The organism is Bradyrhizobium icense, from assembly GCF_001693385.1.
GTDB classification, from domain to species: Bacteria; Pseudomonadota; Alphaproteobacteria; order Rhizobiales; family Xanthobacteraceae; genus Bradyrhizobium; species Bradyrhizobium icense.
This window is the reverse complement of the sequence record NZ_CP016428.1, coordinates 5,120,824-5,135,243: the sequence shown is the minus strand read 5'-3', so window position 1 is coordinate 5,135,243 and position 14,420 is coordinate 5,120,824. Positions and strand designations below refer to the sequence as shown.

The window sequence follows — 14,420 nt, the reverse complement described above, 5'->3', positions numbered from 1 at the left end:
CAACGACATTAAGCCGGCGCGCTAGGGGAGGAGCAAGCGATGAAACCAGTCTGGGTCTAGATCGATGAAAACACCCGCGCGTGATGCAAACCAGATCGCGCTGTTCGTGCAGTGTCTGGACACTTTAGTCGTCGAGCCGAGGAGGGGCTCAGCTGCTCGCAGCTCCGCTTTCCGCGCCTCATCCACACGTCATCTTCACGGATAGCGAAATGTCTTGCCCTCAATTGCTGATCTTAGTTGCTCGCTGGGACGACATTTCGCGATGCTCTGCCTGCACATTCTCGTTCAGTGGACCACTTATCCTCAGTCAAAGGGCTGCTTCGATAGTCAAAGGGCTGCTTCGATCGCTCAATTCAGTATCGTTGCAGCAGTCCTTGAGTATGTTGGAAGACTGCGCGGAGTGATCGCAGCGCGAAGCCAAAGCTTGCGCAGCGTTTCAATAATGCGCGCCGCGATCTCGCCACGAGTGGCAATCAGAACCATATCAAAGGGCAATTTGAACATTGGTCTGTTCGTCGATAAAGCGTCTGAGGCGAGCATCTTGCGGAAGCGCAAGGGGCGGCCGTCAATTGCCGTTACATGTACAGCCGACCCGGCTGTGCGTTGGCGGCCGCTCGCTGAATCCCTTCACCAGCTGTTTAGCGCCTGGTAAGTGTAACCAGAGAGCTCGTCGGCTCGAAGGACATCACGAGCGATTGGGACTGAGGCTTGGGAGAAGCCTGGCTCGTCCGGCCACTTGCCGAGACCGTTCACCAGGTTCGCCTGGCACCGCTGCGCAAAGAGAGAGACAGAGAGACGCCCGACTCGAAAAAAATGCGACCTTTGATTATCCGATGGTGGCATTCCGCCGCGCGGGGTGCATTTCCAAATGATAATGCCAGGATCGAAAGCGTCCTGAATTCGACGGCGGGATCAAGCTCCGAAACGGTCGCCTAGTGATCCAGGCATTCAACGGGGCTCATTCCGTCGGGCGGCCGTGACTGTACTGGAAGAGCAGCTGTTTTCCGACGATGCGTTTGCGGTCCCCGACCTCGTCGCGAGGCGAGCGGCGGCCGCAGGTTTGCGGCAAGCTTCGGGAAGGAATGGGGATGTGGTGAGTAGAAAAGGAAGATCTGGTGCTGAACCAAACTCGCAAGCTGAAAAGACCATTGTGACCATATCGGTGCGGAAACGTACGCGTTCATCTCAGTAAAGGTGAAGGAGATGGCGAAAAGTTATCCTGGTCTCTCGGTGGAGGTGCTTTACCGGCTCAAGGAAAACCGAGCGCCCGGTTGCATGTGCTTGCCGGCATTGGAAGCGGAAGAAGAGAGATGATCTACATCTACTGTTTACTGAGCAGTTTGTTCGAATTCAAAGCCATCCGCGAGGCAAAGGAGGCGATGTGAGAGCGCAAGTTATAGAAAAGCTCGAGGCTGGCCGCATACGATACGGCCAATTCGCCAGCGCGCCGGGATCAGGTCCTTGCGGCCTCTTTTTTGTTCAGGGGCCTTGTGGCTGCAAACTCAGGATCATCGGACTTGTTCGCCCAGGGTGGGAGCATGTCTCCGTCTCGACGCCGCGACGTTGTCCGAACTGGGACGAGATGTGCTTCGTCAAAGACCTGTTTTGGGATGAAGAGGAGTGCGTGATGCAGCTGCATCCGCCTCATTCGCAGTACGTGAATAACAGCCGGTATTGCCTGCATCTCTGGAAGCCGACTCGTCAGGACATTCCAATGCCGCCGGCTAGCTTCGTAGGCGTCGTCGGGCTTGGTCCATCTGAAACGGCAATGTTGCTTGCACAGATCGGGGGGCTATCGTGAGATCCTTATTACTACAACGAATCGAGGCCCCCAACAGGGGCCGCCGGCGCATCTATTCCGGTAGAAACGACAACTGCGATACACGGACAACTCTCTTCAAGGCATCTAGGATGTTTGTTGATGTTTGTTCGGGGAGTTTTCAGACCTCTTCTGCTGATCAACAAGGGCTTGAATTCGCGCCAAACGATATCGTTACCGTGGGAAACTCGTCAGCTCGGCGTAAGCTCGCTTCCTTAGGGTACCGAGCCGTCAATAGGCGGTGAACGATTAGCCTTATCACGCATCGAGAAGAGCAGCGGGTTATAGCGAGTATGTCTGGCCATACGGAGGACACGGCAAATCTGGATTGGGTGCCGTTCTGGTTGCGATCGGCCTTTGATATAGCCGCATTGTGCTGTGTGGCGTGCCTTTTGATGACGGCCGTTATAATGATGAGCCTTTTCGGGGGCGTACTGCTTTTGCTTCATCTGAGGCGGCGGGCTCGGTCGGTGCAAATCGCAACGTCTATTGTGCAAGGTGAACCAGATCGCTTTCGAGCGAAAAATGAGAAGCATGTCGGATCGCACCAAGAAGTGGTTGGGTGGCGCACACAAACTCGACCTGCAGCCTCAGGAGATACGATCGAGTAGGACCCGCAGTAGTCGACCGCATGAAAACAGCAGATCGCGCCACATGAGATGCGCTCCTGTCATAGTTTCAACTTGCAAGAACGGGGAAACGGGTTCGAGCCTCTGGACTGGCGAGTAGGTCAGCCGATGCCGTTGCACTGCATCAATGAGGCGCGCCTGAGGAGGGCAGCGCCTCTCAAAGCAGAGAGTATACTCATCGCTGAGTGCCTCAACACTGAGTACCGTGACACAAGCTCAATCCGCCATACCGTCAATGAGCTAGCGCGTGGCTGCCTCGCGGGCGCTGACTACACGATCGAGGATACGTATGTTCTTTACGCGGGTGTTGGTAACATGGGTGGCATGAATCTAAAGAACCAGGGCGGATCGTCTTAGGGATTCGTGCATAGATCAGCCGCGCCTCGTGGCGGTCTGAGCTTGAGACGGAGCTGGTTGATATCTGATCTCGCATTGGCGTTAAGCGCATGATGAGCCGGCCGTCTTGACGTGCTGAATGGCCCCCGCGACGTTGGTCCGGCGAAGATCTTCGCCGGACACTGCTTGATGAAGGCCAGCGGCGGCTCCTCCGATGATCGCGTCAGTTAACCGCTCAACACGATCCGATATTGGGTAGCCTGAAACGTAGGCGCCCATCAAACATAACTAGAGCTAGGTTCGGAGTGCTCGAGAGGAATCCGAGTCGTGCAGCGTTTCGGCTGGTACCCGGCCAGAATTAGGTGTGGCATAACTAAGTAGAAGGAGGCGAGGTGATTAAGTCAATTCGTCAGAGTTTTGACGTTCGACTGGCGATACGAGCCGGGGTGCCCCATGACAAGAAGTGAGAGGAGAGGTGATCAGACAGACGACCGATAATGCGATGCGTCGTCACGTGTTGTGCCTCGATGAACCCGGAAATCTATGCGAACTGTCGATGCAGCGCTTCGTGGCAGTCTGGAGCTCTCCACGCCGCTCGGAAGATGGGCATTGGGCATCAGAGCGACCGCGGCGATACAACTTGATGTGCAAAGCGAATTATTTCATGCTAGACGCTATGTCGATCGGGCGCACGTCTTTCCGTCACAATAATTCCAGCTTGCCGAGATATCGGCGTGGCTGGGTGGACGGGGCCGTGGCTGCGATCGAGGCCGACCAGTGCCGCACTGCCGATACCCACCTAATTCGGCTGATGGTGCCGGCTCTCGCCGGCATTGACATCTATTTGAAGGACGAATCGACCCATCCGACCGGCAGCCTGAAGCACCGATTGGCTCGCTCGCTGTTCCTCTACGCGCTCTGCAACGGACAGATTCACGAGGGCACGCCAGTCGTCGAAGCCTCGTCGGGATCCACGGCGGTGTCAGAGGCCTACTTCGCGCAGATGATCGGCGTACCCTTCTATGCCGTGATGCCGCGGACGACGTCGGCCGAGAAGATCGCTGCCATCGGGCATTATGGCGGCAAGTGTCATCTGATCGACGATGGCCGCGCGCTCTATTCCGAGGCAGCGTCGCTCGCCACCCGTCTCAACGGGCATTACATGGACCAGTTCACTTTCGCGGAGCGGGCGACGGACTGGCGCGGCAACAACAACATCGTCGAGTCGATCTTCACCCAGTTGAAGGGCGAGCCGCGCCCTGTACCAGACTGGATCGTGATGGGCGCCGGCACTGGCGGCACCTCGGCGACCATCGGGCGTTATTTGCGGTATTGTCAGTTTCCAACGCAGCTCTGCATTGCCGATGTCGAGCATTCCGCCTTCTTCGACTGCTTCCGCTATCAGGACCGCTCGCGAACTTGCGAGCGTCCCTCGCTGATCGAAGGCGTCGGCCGGCCGCGCTGTGAGCCATCCTTCGTTCCGACCGTGGTCGACCGCATGATGAAGATCCCGGATGCTGCGACGATCGCGGCTATGAACGTGCTGTCGCGTCGCCTGCGCCGGCCGGTCGGCGGCTCTACGGGCACCAACTTCTTGGCGCTGTGCCGGCTGGCTTCGGAGATGTGCAGCGCCGGCCAAGCGGGATCGCTGGTGACGCTGATCTGCGACTCCGGCGAGCGCTATCGGCAGACCTATTACAAGCCGGAGTGGCTAAAGGCGCGGAACATCGATCCTACGCCCTATGAGGCCGAGTTGATACGCTTCCTGGAAGCCGGGCATCCGCCCGGCTTCACGATCGCAGATGTGACGAATCCGTTGAATGCTCGAGGTGCAGCTGGACTACGCTGATCGAAAACTACGCCTCGTCCGCCACGGCGTCAGATTTTTCAAATCGCATCGGTTTGGTAGGCGAGTGCCCGTTATTTCGGGACCAATCAAAGTTTGGCGACCCGACGCGATTCGAACGGGTGGCCTCCACCTTAGAGGGTGGCGCTCTATCCAGCTGAGCTATGCGTGCATCTCGCAGTGCTTGCGCGCATTTGTGGCAAATGTGAAGCGACGAATAACGCTCTCGCAAGTCGTTGAATTACGACCTCTCAAAACTCTTTTTTGCACCCACTGGTTTGACACATGCATTCGGGGGGCAGGCGTCTGGGCTGTCAATCGCGGAACTCGCTTTCCATGACCCGCTAGAATTGGGGCACGGGGATCTCGTACAAGACACGCGATGCATCGTGGGCTTCGCAAGCTGCGCTTGACCCGCACTCTGGAGGCGATCGAACCGTTGATGGCCGGGCTCTACGAAATGTGCGTCAAGGACATTCAGGAACATGATGGACGAAAGTGCTTCAGTGTTGAACTGGTCAGGCGCAGCTTCAAGAACATCCGTGCATTTAACGACAACTATCGAGACGAGTTTCCTTTCGGTGCCGTCGACCGCACATCTCAACTTCAGGCCCAGATCTATCACACCACCCCAGCGGCCGACCGGAGACAATATCTGGGGCCAAGCAAGCATTGGCCGCACCGAGAATGACACAACATTATCGATTCCTTTGGTTGTGTTTCTTTCTCGACGCACCGCGAAAGTTCAGAGACGAAGAGGAAAGCCGGTAAGCTAATGCGTCGACTTCATCCATTGGATGAATGGATCGAGTTACGACGGAGATCATGGTGTCGGCATCGCGGCGCCAGTGCAGAGCTTGCCGAGGTTGCTTGGCGCGAGAAGATGAGGCGCGCCGTCCGCTTCGAACGATGGCACCATCCGACTGAGGGCAACAGTATCTGCGGCTGCGCAGTTGGCACGTGTTTTGAATGTCAGACCTTACCAGAGCAGCTCAATGGAAGACGAGGTGATACGTTACAAGATCGTGTGAAAGATCGTTGGTCATTTGCGACCTCAACGTGCGACATTTGCTAACCTGGATGCCAGATGCATCCGACGAAAGCCTCTGTCGGTGTATCCTTTCTCTGCTCTCGTTCAGAGCCATTTGTCCTGCACCCTTGTAACTCTGATGCCTAGATTGAGACCCGGAAATCACATTATGCCAGCGGAGTCGGACATCAAATGTGCGAACGAAAGTCACCGCGCAAGCACCGTCTGGACAATTGTGCTCGGCTTTGCCGCCGATCCGTTGATGCGGTGGAGTTGGCCTGACGCAAGGCGATATCTTCAGAGTATGCCTCAGTTCATCAACGCGTGTGGCGGACGAGCATTCGAGCATGGCACAGCGTACGTCGCGGGAGGGATTCGCGCCGCGGCCCTGTGGCTGCCTCCCGGCGTGGAACAAGACGAGGAGGCGCTGGACGAAATCATGGCGCAGTCCCTGAGCCCGGGGATTAGGGAGGATATGGCACATTTGCGGCGGGGAATGGCCGAACATCATCCCCCGGAGCCACATTGGTATCTGCCTCTCATTGCCACCGATCCCAACTGGGCCGGACAAGGGCTTGGCACATTGCTGATGAAATACGCTCTTCAACGATGTGATGAGGAGGGCATCACCGCGTACCTCGAAAGTTCGAATCCCGAGCACATTCCCTTCTATCAACGCCATGGCTTCAAGGTCATTGGTGAGATACAACATGGCTCTTCCCCGCCGCTCACGCCAATGTTGCGAACGGCTACTAAGCGGAATTCGGAGCCGCTTCGCACGCTTTAGCTAAGCTCGAAGCGTTGGCCCAGCGCTTTGGCGCCAGCCAGCAAGCCGTGCTGCGGCGGCTGCTGTCGCTCGGCTCGCAACACCCAGGCCTTCTATGACAGCACGCGCTGATTTCCAGAAGATCTATGCCCAGCTTGACGAACAGAAAGAACCGTTCGAAGGCGGCCCCAAGTATCATTACCTGGTGCTGAGTCAGCTCGAGTCGCACGTTTACCCGGCTTATTTCCAAGGCTATCACCATCGACATTTCACACTGCGCGATGGCGCGGGTCTCTTAAATATGAATGTTACGACCGTTGCTGTAATGGAAAAGGCGGCCTTTGGCATGGCGGGCTCGACCGGAATGGCCAAGACGATTTACTGCATCGATACGAGTGCGCTGATTGCCGCATGGTACGAGTGCAATAAACCGAAGCGGAAGCTTCAGTCTGCCGGCTGCTAAAGGCCCAGGACCTGATCACGGCCGCTGGCTGCGAATTTCGGACGTCGATCGGCACTCTAGCGCGAGACGCCTCTAACTACATCCCGTGTCGAGCGGCCTGCGTCGACAGGTGCTCCGCCTCGGCAAGCGGATAGGGTGGGTGGCCGCTAAGCGCGGTGCTCAACAAGGACTTACAGAACGCAGGCGTAAGCTTGCCGCGGTGGACCACGACGTTCTCTTGACCCCTCTCAGCCCGGGCGTTCTGCCACTGCCGATTGTAGCCGCGCTGTTCATTGGACTTGGACGTGGCAAGCGGCGAACTCGGCGTCATCCAGCGTCGCCAATTGCCGCGCAAGTACCGGCCGCTTCGTATGGATGTGCACCCACATCGGACTCGGCGTTGCACCATTGCTCAGCGCCTTGGGTTGCAGCTTGAACTCAAACAGCGTCCCTGGCTCGTCCTTTAACGGGCGCGGTAGATCCGCAGGCGCCAACTCCTCGGCCGCCCGCAAGTGTTCAAGGTACTTCTGCGACGGAAAGGCGTAGGTCTTCATGCAATCAATGATAGTCGTGGCCTTTCCCTCGCTCGCAGCCTTGGCCACCCCCTGCGCCTGGGACAACATCATCTTGAGCCGGACTATTTTGTCGTGCACTTCGCGCACTTGCACAGGCGTGAGTAGGCCGCGTCGACGAGGCTCCTCCAGCGCGGCTACACAGGCGTCAATCTCGGCGGCCTGCTTCTGCAGACGCTCGACGACAGTGTCGATGACGTGGTCGGCGTCCTCGGGTTTCATCTGGCGCGCTTGCGAGACCGCCCTTTGCTGACTGGGCAGATCGAATTCTAAAAGCTCGTCCAATCGCTTGAGTAGTCCCGTCAGTGCCTGCTTCGACGGTGGAGCCTGCCACATGGCCAAGTGTTCGGTCGCCGACGATGACGCCCTTTGCGCCTCCTCCGCGTTCACGAGCTTCTTCGTGCCTAGATCCGAGAGCACGAGAACTTTGGGTGATGGCGCTGTGGCCTTGTCGGCCGTAGCGACCTGCGGCTGCATCCTCCCGGCCGCCGAACTTCCGGCGCCCTCGGCCGGCGTGCGCTTGCCTTTGCCCTTTCTGCGCGTGGTTGTGCCTTCGGCCAATACCGCCCTGCCGATAGTGTTGGCCGGTGTCGCAGCCCCAGCGTCGGCCGGCAGTGTAATAATGGCTGGGTTCTTCGGCTGCAGTGACAATAGTTGCATGACCTGATGCGCAGTGACCCACGCGCCTTCAACGATCTGGCCCAACACTTCCAACGGGAGGTCGGAATCTGTTTCGAGAGCGCTTATCTTTTTAACGACGTCGTGCAACGCCAGCGCAAATTCCGAAAACCGCTCCATGACGCCTTCCAGAACGGCGCAGTGCTTTGGGTCGAGCGCGCGTCCTTTGCACTTTAGAACAGCGTCGTACGTGGAGAGGAATGCCGGAAAAAAATCTTCGATGAAGGTTCCCAGCAGACGCACCCCCCCCGTTCTCACCCATGAGGATGTCCCTCACGGCTGGTTCGAACGTGCTTGCCAGCGGCTCAATCATGACTTGCGCGAGAGCGACCCGCGATTGCAGAAGCATGCACTTCGTATACAGTGCCCAGCCGGTGTGCAGCCGTAGTGCGTCCTCTTCGGCCTGCCGCATCTCGGCCGTTGTACTTGGTAAGTTGGCGGTGGCGGCGCAGACGGACTGCATCCGTTCCGAGCGCAATGCCTTCTTTCCCCACCACTCCATGCAGTCCTCGTAGCAGCTCGCCACACTGGAAACCGCTCGGCGCAGCTGGTCGGGGGAAGCGTTGGATTTGATCGAATCGAGCACGTTGGCCGCACGCTTCCTGCTCTCCTCCAAGGCGTAGATAGTCGCGGTGGCCAGCATGTTGCATCGGTCCGCCGCATGGAGCGCCTCATCGCGCAATCGGCGAGCCTGATTGTCGGACAGAATGCTACGCGCTACATGCGGGGGCAAGCTCGCGCGGTAGTTCAGAACTTTTGAGCTTGCCTTGACGAGCTGGTCGAGCGCCTCTTGCTCCTCCGACGGGTTCTGCGCTTGCATGGCCGCATTACGGCAAGCGTTAAGTTCCTCAAGCAGGCGCTCCATTTGTCGCTTTGTTGCCTTGATCTCGTCGCCTGTCGAGGAAATGGGGGCTGCCATACCCGAAGTGCGCGGCTGGCTGGTGACCGGCGCGGTTCTATCTTGAGGCCCAGAGCGCATCCGCTCCACGACGGAATCGAACCGCTGGCTGCCTTCCCCAGGGGCAAGACTGGACTCCGAGCGCGAACTGCTCACTCCCCACGTGCTGTCGGCTCCATCAGCCCCAACGTGCGATTTGCCAGGTCGGCCAATGCCCGTCATATTCCAACCTCCGATACAGGTGTGAATGCGCAGCCTATCTAGATAGACGGCCTGGCTGACAATTAGCTGACGAAGGGCATTCTCCCGGATGCACAAGAAAATCCGAATCACCGTGGCTCCATTTCCATGGAAGATGCCGTGTTGCTAGTCTCCCAAGTCACAAGTTCGCAATCGTAGCTTCGCGTCGCTGTGCCAAAGATGGCGCCGGCAACAGCGACGGAGGATCTGATCGCGGTCCAGCGACTTGCGCCCCTGATAAAAAGCGAGACGAGTGTGCCGAACTGAAGTCGCTGACAATGCGGCGAAAGAAGGCACTAGCGTTGGCTCTGAGAGCCCGGATCGTGCTGACCTGCGCGGAGAGCGGTTAGAACGAGCAAGTGGCGGCCAAGTTGGACCTGGACACGCAGACGGTAGGCAAATGGCATTCTTCTGTAAGCGGCGCGTGGTCGGGCTGCACGACTACCCGCGTTCCCGGGCGCCGCGCACGATTGACGATGCTCGCATCGAAGCGGTGGTCGTGCGCACGCTAGAGAAAGCCCCCGAGAACGCCACTCATTGGAGTTCGTGTGACATGGCGAACGCCATCGGCCTGTCGCTATCGAAGGCGCGAGGCATCTTGCGAGCGTACGTCTCGGCGCCGTGTCGATGAAAAATCCCAAATCAGGCGCTAAGGCCTGTTGGGATTCAGGATTCTCTTGGGCTCGGTTGTGAGTCAAGCTTCGGATGGAACAATTCGTTTTGACTGACGCCAATGAACGAACATGGAACCGCTGTGTCTCGGCAAACCGAGCGATCCCGGACGCAGCGGCAAGGACAACCGGACATTGGTCGAGGCGGTGTTATGGATCGCGCGGCCCGGGCCGTCCCTGGCGCGATCTGCCGCGCGCTTTCGGCCACTGGAGTGCCGTGTACACGCGTTTCCGCGACTGGGTGAAGGCGTACGTGTGGAAACGCCTGTTCGACTCGGTCTCGGACGAGCCGGACGTGGAATACGCCACGGTCGACGCCACGATCGTCAAGGTCCACTGCCACCTAGCAAGCAGTTGTCCAATAGTTCAGGGTGTAATCGTCGTTTCGGTCGTCATGTGAGTCTGCTCGGTAAGGTAAACTCACAGAACCTGCTCACACATTCTTTCTGACCCCGTGGGCGCATCGGCGAGCGGGCACTCACCGAACCAATGGTGAGCTGCCCCGAGGGGATTTCGCAAGCTGGACCATAGCAGCTCGATTTGCCGGCTGTCGATGAGAATAGCCGGCACGCTCTTTTGTCCGACCAGCAAAACCAACGCTTAGCGCGGGTGAGGGGCCGTCTAGGCGATGAGTCTTCTTGAGCAACCTGAAGTGCTGCATGGAAACGGACATTACCATAAAACGGATATTGTGACCCTCTGGCAATCCGGTCTCGTTTCGCGTGATCTATCTTCTTCAGACCGTCTACATAAAGTCATCGTCGTCCCAATCCGGCGTGGTATTTGAAGCACGCTGGGCCCCCCTGGTATCACTGCCGTCAGCGTCGGCCGCCTTGAGATACAATGGAGGCTTGTTTTTCCGCTGCCATTCACCATCATCATTCTTCGTCCACTTGTTAGGATGCTTGGTAGGGTCAAGCACCATCATCGAGTCACTCACCTCAACAAAACCCAACGCCCGTGCGCGGGCCTTTGCTTCGTCGTTGACAGCATGAGAGAGGAGCAAAGGCCGTTCGCCGTCGAGCCGAAGCTGATGTTCCAACAGAATATCGCCTGCGTTCTCGACGAGGGGATGAGTAACCCGAAAATCTACAGTGGATGTGAGTTGGGTCCGTCCGGGAAACTGTTCCCGCCAGCGCGCGCGTGCCTTTTCGTCTTTGAACACATCACTCATGCTAGCTCCGCCTTCCGTTCGCAGGAGTCCAACACTCTTGTTGCCTAACTGATAGCTGAAATAGCGTGCGTTTTCCGAGCCAGATTTCGTGCCGTGGTCATAAGCAACTTGTGCTGTGCGTTCGGCCTTCGAGGATACGGGACGCGAGTATATCTGTGGCTTCGCGGCGATATCCTCGATTTCATCGCCATAAAAGTCCCTCACGTGGTCCTCGAATGAAGACTTTGTGATCTTCTCCACAGGAGGTCGGCGAGCGAGGGAATACGAGGGTGCCGAAGACGAACTAGCGCTCGGCGCCGCCATGTGCATCCCAGCAAACATGTCCGCAAAGCGTTGGCTGTCTGCGTCAGATTGGGCCTGGTTGGTGCCGGAATATCTGATTTCATCAGCGTCAGAAGCACCGGGGTAGCTGTTGATTCGGCCATACATGGTGATTGGGTTTCCTATCGGTGGAGTGGTTTCGCACTGAGGTCAGGCTCGCTCTGGCGGCGAAGTTGATAGTCAACCAAGCTGACAACGAGCTGACGCACAGGCGGTGATCGCTTAGGATCCCGCCTTTTACGCGAAAGCTACGTTATGGCGAACGCGCCAGCGCACGCGGCTCGTGCGAAAGCGGTTGTAGGCTCGCATGTCCGGTATCGGCATTCCCAGCAAGTGCGAGCGATAGGCCGAGATTGTTGCGCAACATCTGATTGCCTGGGGCCGCTGCGAGGGCCTCGCGATACAGCGCTTGTGCCTCATCATGACGCCCCTCGGCGTCGAGGACCACTCCTTTTGCGTTCATGGCACGCAAATCACCAGGAACTGCAAGCAAGATCTTGTCGGCTACCTCAAGTGCTTCGCCCGCGCGTTTCTGTGCCAAAAGGGCCTGCGTAAGCGAGATTGCCGCATCGACGTTGTCTGGCTTTCGCTTCAGAGCCTCACGCAAACTCTCCTCGTCCGAAACCCGGAGGAGGGCGAGTGCAATGCGCTCGCGCATAGCAGAATCGATGTCCTTGGCGCCCAGCAACTCTGGCCGCGGCGTCTCTTGAACGGAGATAGCTTGATGATCCAAGCTGGCGCAACCACCAAGCATAAAAGTGGCGAATAAAGCGAGGAGAGTTAAGCCCGAGGGCGGATGGAACGCATACAATCGAGCAGCGAATGTTGTTGGTGGTGAATTCATGCCATCCATCTCACGAGCGACTGCTGTGCTCTGTTAGCCGTTTGTGGCAAGCCGGTTGCGTTGTTCTACTGTCGGAGCTTGTTCCTTGGGACCTGTAAGCTTGAGCGACCCCACCGGCTGGACCGTGAAATCGGAGGCGAGATCCTGATAGGACAGAACAGGAAGATCGATCCCGTTGCGGGTGAGAAAGCCGCGGACGAAGCGCCGGATATCCAGCGAACTCAGGATGACGGGCTGGCTCTGACCTGGTGGCATGCCTGAATGAATCTGGCGCAGTTGCGACAGCAACATCTCGCTATGCCGGTCCTCCAGCGCGAGGTACGGCCCGACGGTGGTCTCTCGGACCGCACTGCGAACCACATCCTCAGTTTCACGTTCGACGATAAAGGCGGGCAGAACGCGGTGAGCAGTGGCATGGCGAAAGCAGATTTGCCGCTTCAGGCCGGAACGGACATATTCGGTGAGCAGGACGGCGTTTTGCTCGCGTTCGCTCCATTCGGCGAACGCTTCCAAGACCAGCCGGGTGTTACGAATCGGGATGCCCTCGTCGAGCAGGCGACGCAGGACATCGGCGATCCGGGGAACTGGAGTCGTGCGTAGCACTTCCTTCACCAGGTCGGGATATTCCTGCTCCATCCGGGCAAGCAATTGTCGCGTCTCTTGAATGCCTACCAAGCGCCGCGCATATCGCGTCAGTACGGAACTGACACGCAGGGCGATGATTTCGCTCGGACGGTAATGCCCGATCCCGGCCGCTTTGAGAGCCGGTGCATGGCTCTGTTCGATCCAGATCCGGTCGGTGTCTGGATCTTGCCGATAGGGGATGCCGCTCAATTCAATGTTCGCTCGGTCGTCGGTGAGCGCGAGCTGCGTCGGGTCGACTCGATCCCGTTCAACCGGTACCCCTTCCACATCTAGCCTGAACTCGGATTGGGCCAAACGTTGATCGACCTGGACTGGAATGCGGGGAATCGTGATGCCAAGATCTGCTGAGACCAGTGCCGAAATGCGAGCGATGTGCTGCTCAACTTCCTCTCTGTCAATCGCGTTTACCAGGTTAGGTGCAAAGAAAACCGCGACCGGAAGCGCCTCCGCAGGTATGGTTTGCCTTTGAGCCTGCGCTGGAGTTGAGGTCGGAGCACTAACGTTGGCGCCCGTCTTGGAGCCCGTGTTCGCACCTTCACCGCCTTTGACATAGCTCGCCCCGGCGAAAAGTGCGGCCAGCATGAGAAACGGGGGCAAGGGGAAACCAGGTATCAGACCCATCAGAAGTAAGACGCCGGCTGCTAGCCGCAATGCCTGGGTACTGGCCGTGAGTTGGTTGATGATATCGGCACCAAGCTTGAGCTTGGAAGGCCCATTTACACGTGTGACGATGGTTGCGGCCGTAACCGACAGCAGGAGCGCCGGAATCTGAGAAATCAACGCATCGCCGATGGTGAGCAGCGTATATTGATGCAACGCCTCATCGACGGACATGCCCTTGGAGAGCAGTCCGATGCTGATTCCTCCCAGCATGTTGATGCAGATGACTATGAGTCCGGCAATGGCATCCCCTTTCACGAACTTCATGGCGCCATCCATTGCACCGTGAAGTTGGCTTTCTCGCTCCAGTGAGGCTCGCCGGCTGCGTGCCTCGTGCTGATCGATATGACCGTTGCGTAGCTCCGCGTCGATAGCCATCTGCTTGCCTGGCAGAGCGTCGAGCGTGAATCGTGCTGAGACTTCAGCAACGCGCTCGGCTCCCTTCGCGAGAACCATGAACTGCACCATGGTCACGATCAAAAATATAACAATGCCGACCGCGATGTTCCCTGATATCACGAACTCACCGAAGGTGTGAATGATGCTGCCGGCGTCTCCTTCAGCGAGAATCAGCCGCGTGGTCGCGATGGTCAGCGCCAGACGAAAGACGGTAGAGATCAGGATGACGCCGGGCAAAGACGAGAAATCCAATGGCGTACTGAGATACAGAGCAACCATCAGCAGCAATACGGCAAAGCCCAGATTGAAGCCGATCAGCATGTCGACCACGACGATCGGCATCGGCATGATCATCATTCCGATTGCCAGAAGCAGCATGAACGCGACCATGAAATCCGGGTGGAATGGCGCGCGCACGATAAGCTTATGAAGAAGGTTTGCCATGGAGAG

10 protein-coding genes and 1 pseudogene are annotated in these 14,420 nt (G+C 57.8%); 6 read left to right on the top strand and 5 right to left on the bottom strand.

Translation table 11 applies throughout. The features are described 5' to 3' along the window. Positions 1-348: 348 nt before the first annotated feature. Positions 349-504, bottom strand: coding sequence for a hypothetical protein (locus tag LMTR13_RS41005; protein WP_156795749.1), 156 nt, complete (start codon positions 502-504; stop codon positions 349-351). A gap of 877 nt (positions 505-1,381) precedes the next feature. On the opposite strand from LMTR13_RS41005, the gene LMTR13_RS43765 reads away from it, so the two are divergent. From LMTR13_RS43765 to LMTR13_RS41840, 5 genes are all read left to right on the top strand, one after another. Further along, a complete protein-coding gene (locus LMTR13_RS43765; protein ID WP_156795748.1) occupies positions 1,382-1,801 on the top strand; it encodes a DUF7694 domain-containing protein in 420 nt (139 codons plus the stop codon). 1,659 nt (positions 1,802-3,460) lie between these two features. Beyond that, positions 3,461-4,633: a PLP-dependent cysteine synthase family protein gene (locus LMTR13_RS24295; protein ID WP_065732955.1), complete on the top strand. Its 1,173-nt coding sequence runs from the start codon at positions 3,461-3,463 to the stop codon at positions 4,631-4,633. A 379-nt stretch (positions 4,634-5,012) separates the two neighbouring features. Beyond that, positions 5,013-5,321, top strand: a complete 309-nt coding sequence (locus LMTR13_RS24285) for a DUF3141 domain-containing protein (protein ID WP_065730009.1) — start codon at positions 5,013-5,015, stop codon at positions 5,319-5,321. A gap of 508 nt (positions 5,322-5,829) precedes the next feature. After that, positions 5,830-6,447, top strand: coding sequence for a GNAT family N-acetyltransferase (locus LMTR13_RS24280; RefSeq protein ID WP_197520894.1), 618 nt, complete (start codon positions 5,830-5,832; stop codon positions 6,445-6,447). Between the two features lie 94 nt (positions 6,448-6,541). After that, positions 6,542-6,889 carry a hypothetical protein gene (locus LMTR13_RS41840; RefSeq protein WP_065730008.1) on the top strand — a complete coding sequence of 116 codons (348 nt, stop codon included), beginning with the start codon at positions 6,542-6,544 and terminating at the stop codon, positions 6,887-6,889. A gap of 76 nt (positions 6,890-6,965) precedes the next feature. Here the strand turns inward: LMTR13_RS41840 and LMTR13_RS24270 are convergent. After that, positions 6,966-9,238, bottom strand: a pseudogene (locus LMTR13_RS24270) (hypothetical protein). A gap of 723 nt (positions 9,239-9,961) precedes the next feature. Here LMTR13_RS24270 and LMTR13_RS43760 point away from each other — a divergent pair. Beyond that, the gene (locus LMTR13_RS43760) at positions 9,962-10,327 is read left to right on the top strand and encodes a transposase (RefSeq protein WP_083219173.1); all 366 of its coding nucleotides are present in this window, start codon (positions 9,962-9,964) and stop codon (positions 10,325-10,327) included. Between the two features lie 345 nt (positions 10,328-10,672). On the opposite strand, the gene LMTR13_RS24260 is transcribed toward LMTR13_RS43760, so the two are convergent. The 3 genes from LMTR13_RS24260 to sctV form a co-directional block, all read right to left on the bottom strand. After that, positions 10,673-11,530, bottom strand: a complete 858-nt coding sequence (locus tag LMTR13_RS24260; protein ID WP_156795747.1) for an Effector protein NopP — start codon at positions 11,528-11,530, stop codon at positions 10,673-10,675. Positions 11,531-11,675: 145 nt separating this feature from the next. Then, the gene (locus tag LMTR13_RS24255) at positions 11,676-12,266 is read right to left on the bottom strand and encodes a tetratricopeptide repeat protein (protein ID WP_065732952.1); all 591 of its coding nucleotides are present in this window, start codon (positions 12,264-12,266) and stop codon (positions 11,676-11,678) included. A 33-nt stretch (positions 12,267-12,299) separates the two neighbouring features. Further along, positions 12,300-14,414 carry a type III secretion system export apparatus subunit SctV gene (gene sctV, locus LMTR13_RS24250; RefSeq protein ID WP_065730007.1) on the bottom strand — a complete coding sequence of 705 codons (2,115 nt, stop codon included), beginning with the start codon at positions 14,412-14,414 and terminating at the stop codon, positions 12,300-12,302. Between the last annotated feature and the right edge of the window lie 6 nt (positions 14,415-14,420).

Coding starts and splice junctions, on each gene's coding strand:
- LMTR13_RS41005 (WP_156795749.1), bottom strand. CDS start 504: ATGTTCAAATTGCCCTTTGATATGGTTCTGATTGCCACTCGTGGCGAG.
- LMTR13_RS24295 (WP_065732955.1), top strand. CDS start 3,461: ATGTCGATCGGGCGCACGTCTTTCCGTCACAATAATTCCAGCTTGCCG.
- LMTR13_RS24285 (WP_065730009.1), top strand. CDS start 5,013: ATGCATCGTGGGCTTCGCAAGCTGCGCTTGACCCGCACTCTGGAGGCG.
- LMTR13_RS24280 (WP_197520894.1), top strand. CDS start 5,830: ATGCCAGCGGAGTCGGACATCAAATGTGCGAACGAAAGTCACCGCGCA.
- LMTR13_RS41840 (WP_065730008.1), top strand. CDS start 6,542: ATGACAGCACGCGCTGATTTCCAGAAGATCTATGCCCAGCTTGACGAA.
- LMTR13_RS43760 (WP_083219173.1), top strand. CDS start 9,962: ATGGAACAATTCGTTTTGACTGACGCCAATGAACGAACATGGAACCGC.
- LMTR13_RS24260 (WP_156795747.1), bottom strand. CDS start 11,530: ATGTATGGCCGAATCAACAGCTACCCCGGTGCTTCTGACGCTGATGAA.
- LMTR13_RS24255 (WP_065732952.1), bottom strand. CDS start 12,266: ATGAATTCACCACCAACAACATTCGCTGCTCGATTGTATGCGTTCCAT.
- sctV (WP_065730007.1), bottom strand. CDS start 14,414: ATGGCAAACCTTCTTCATAAGCTTATCGTGCGCGCGCCATTCCACCCG.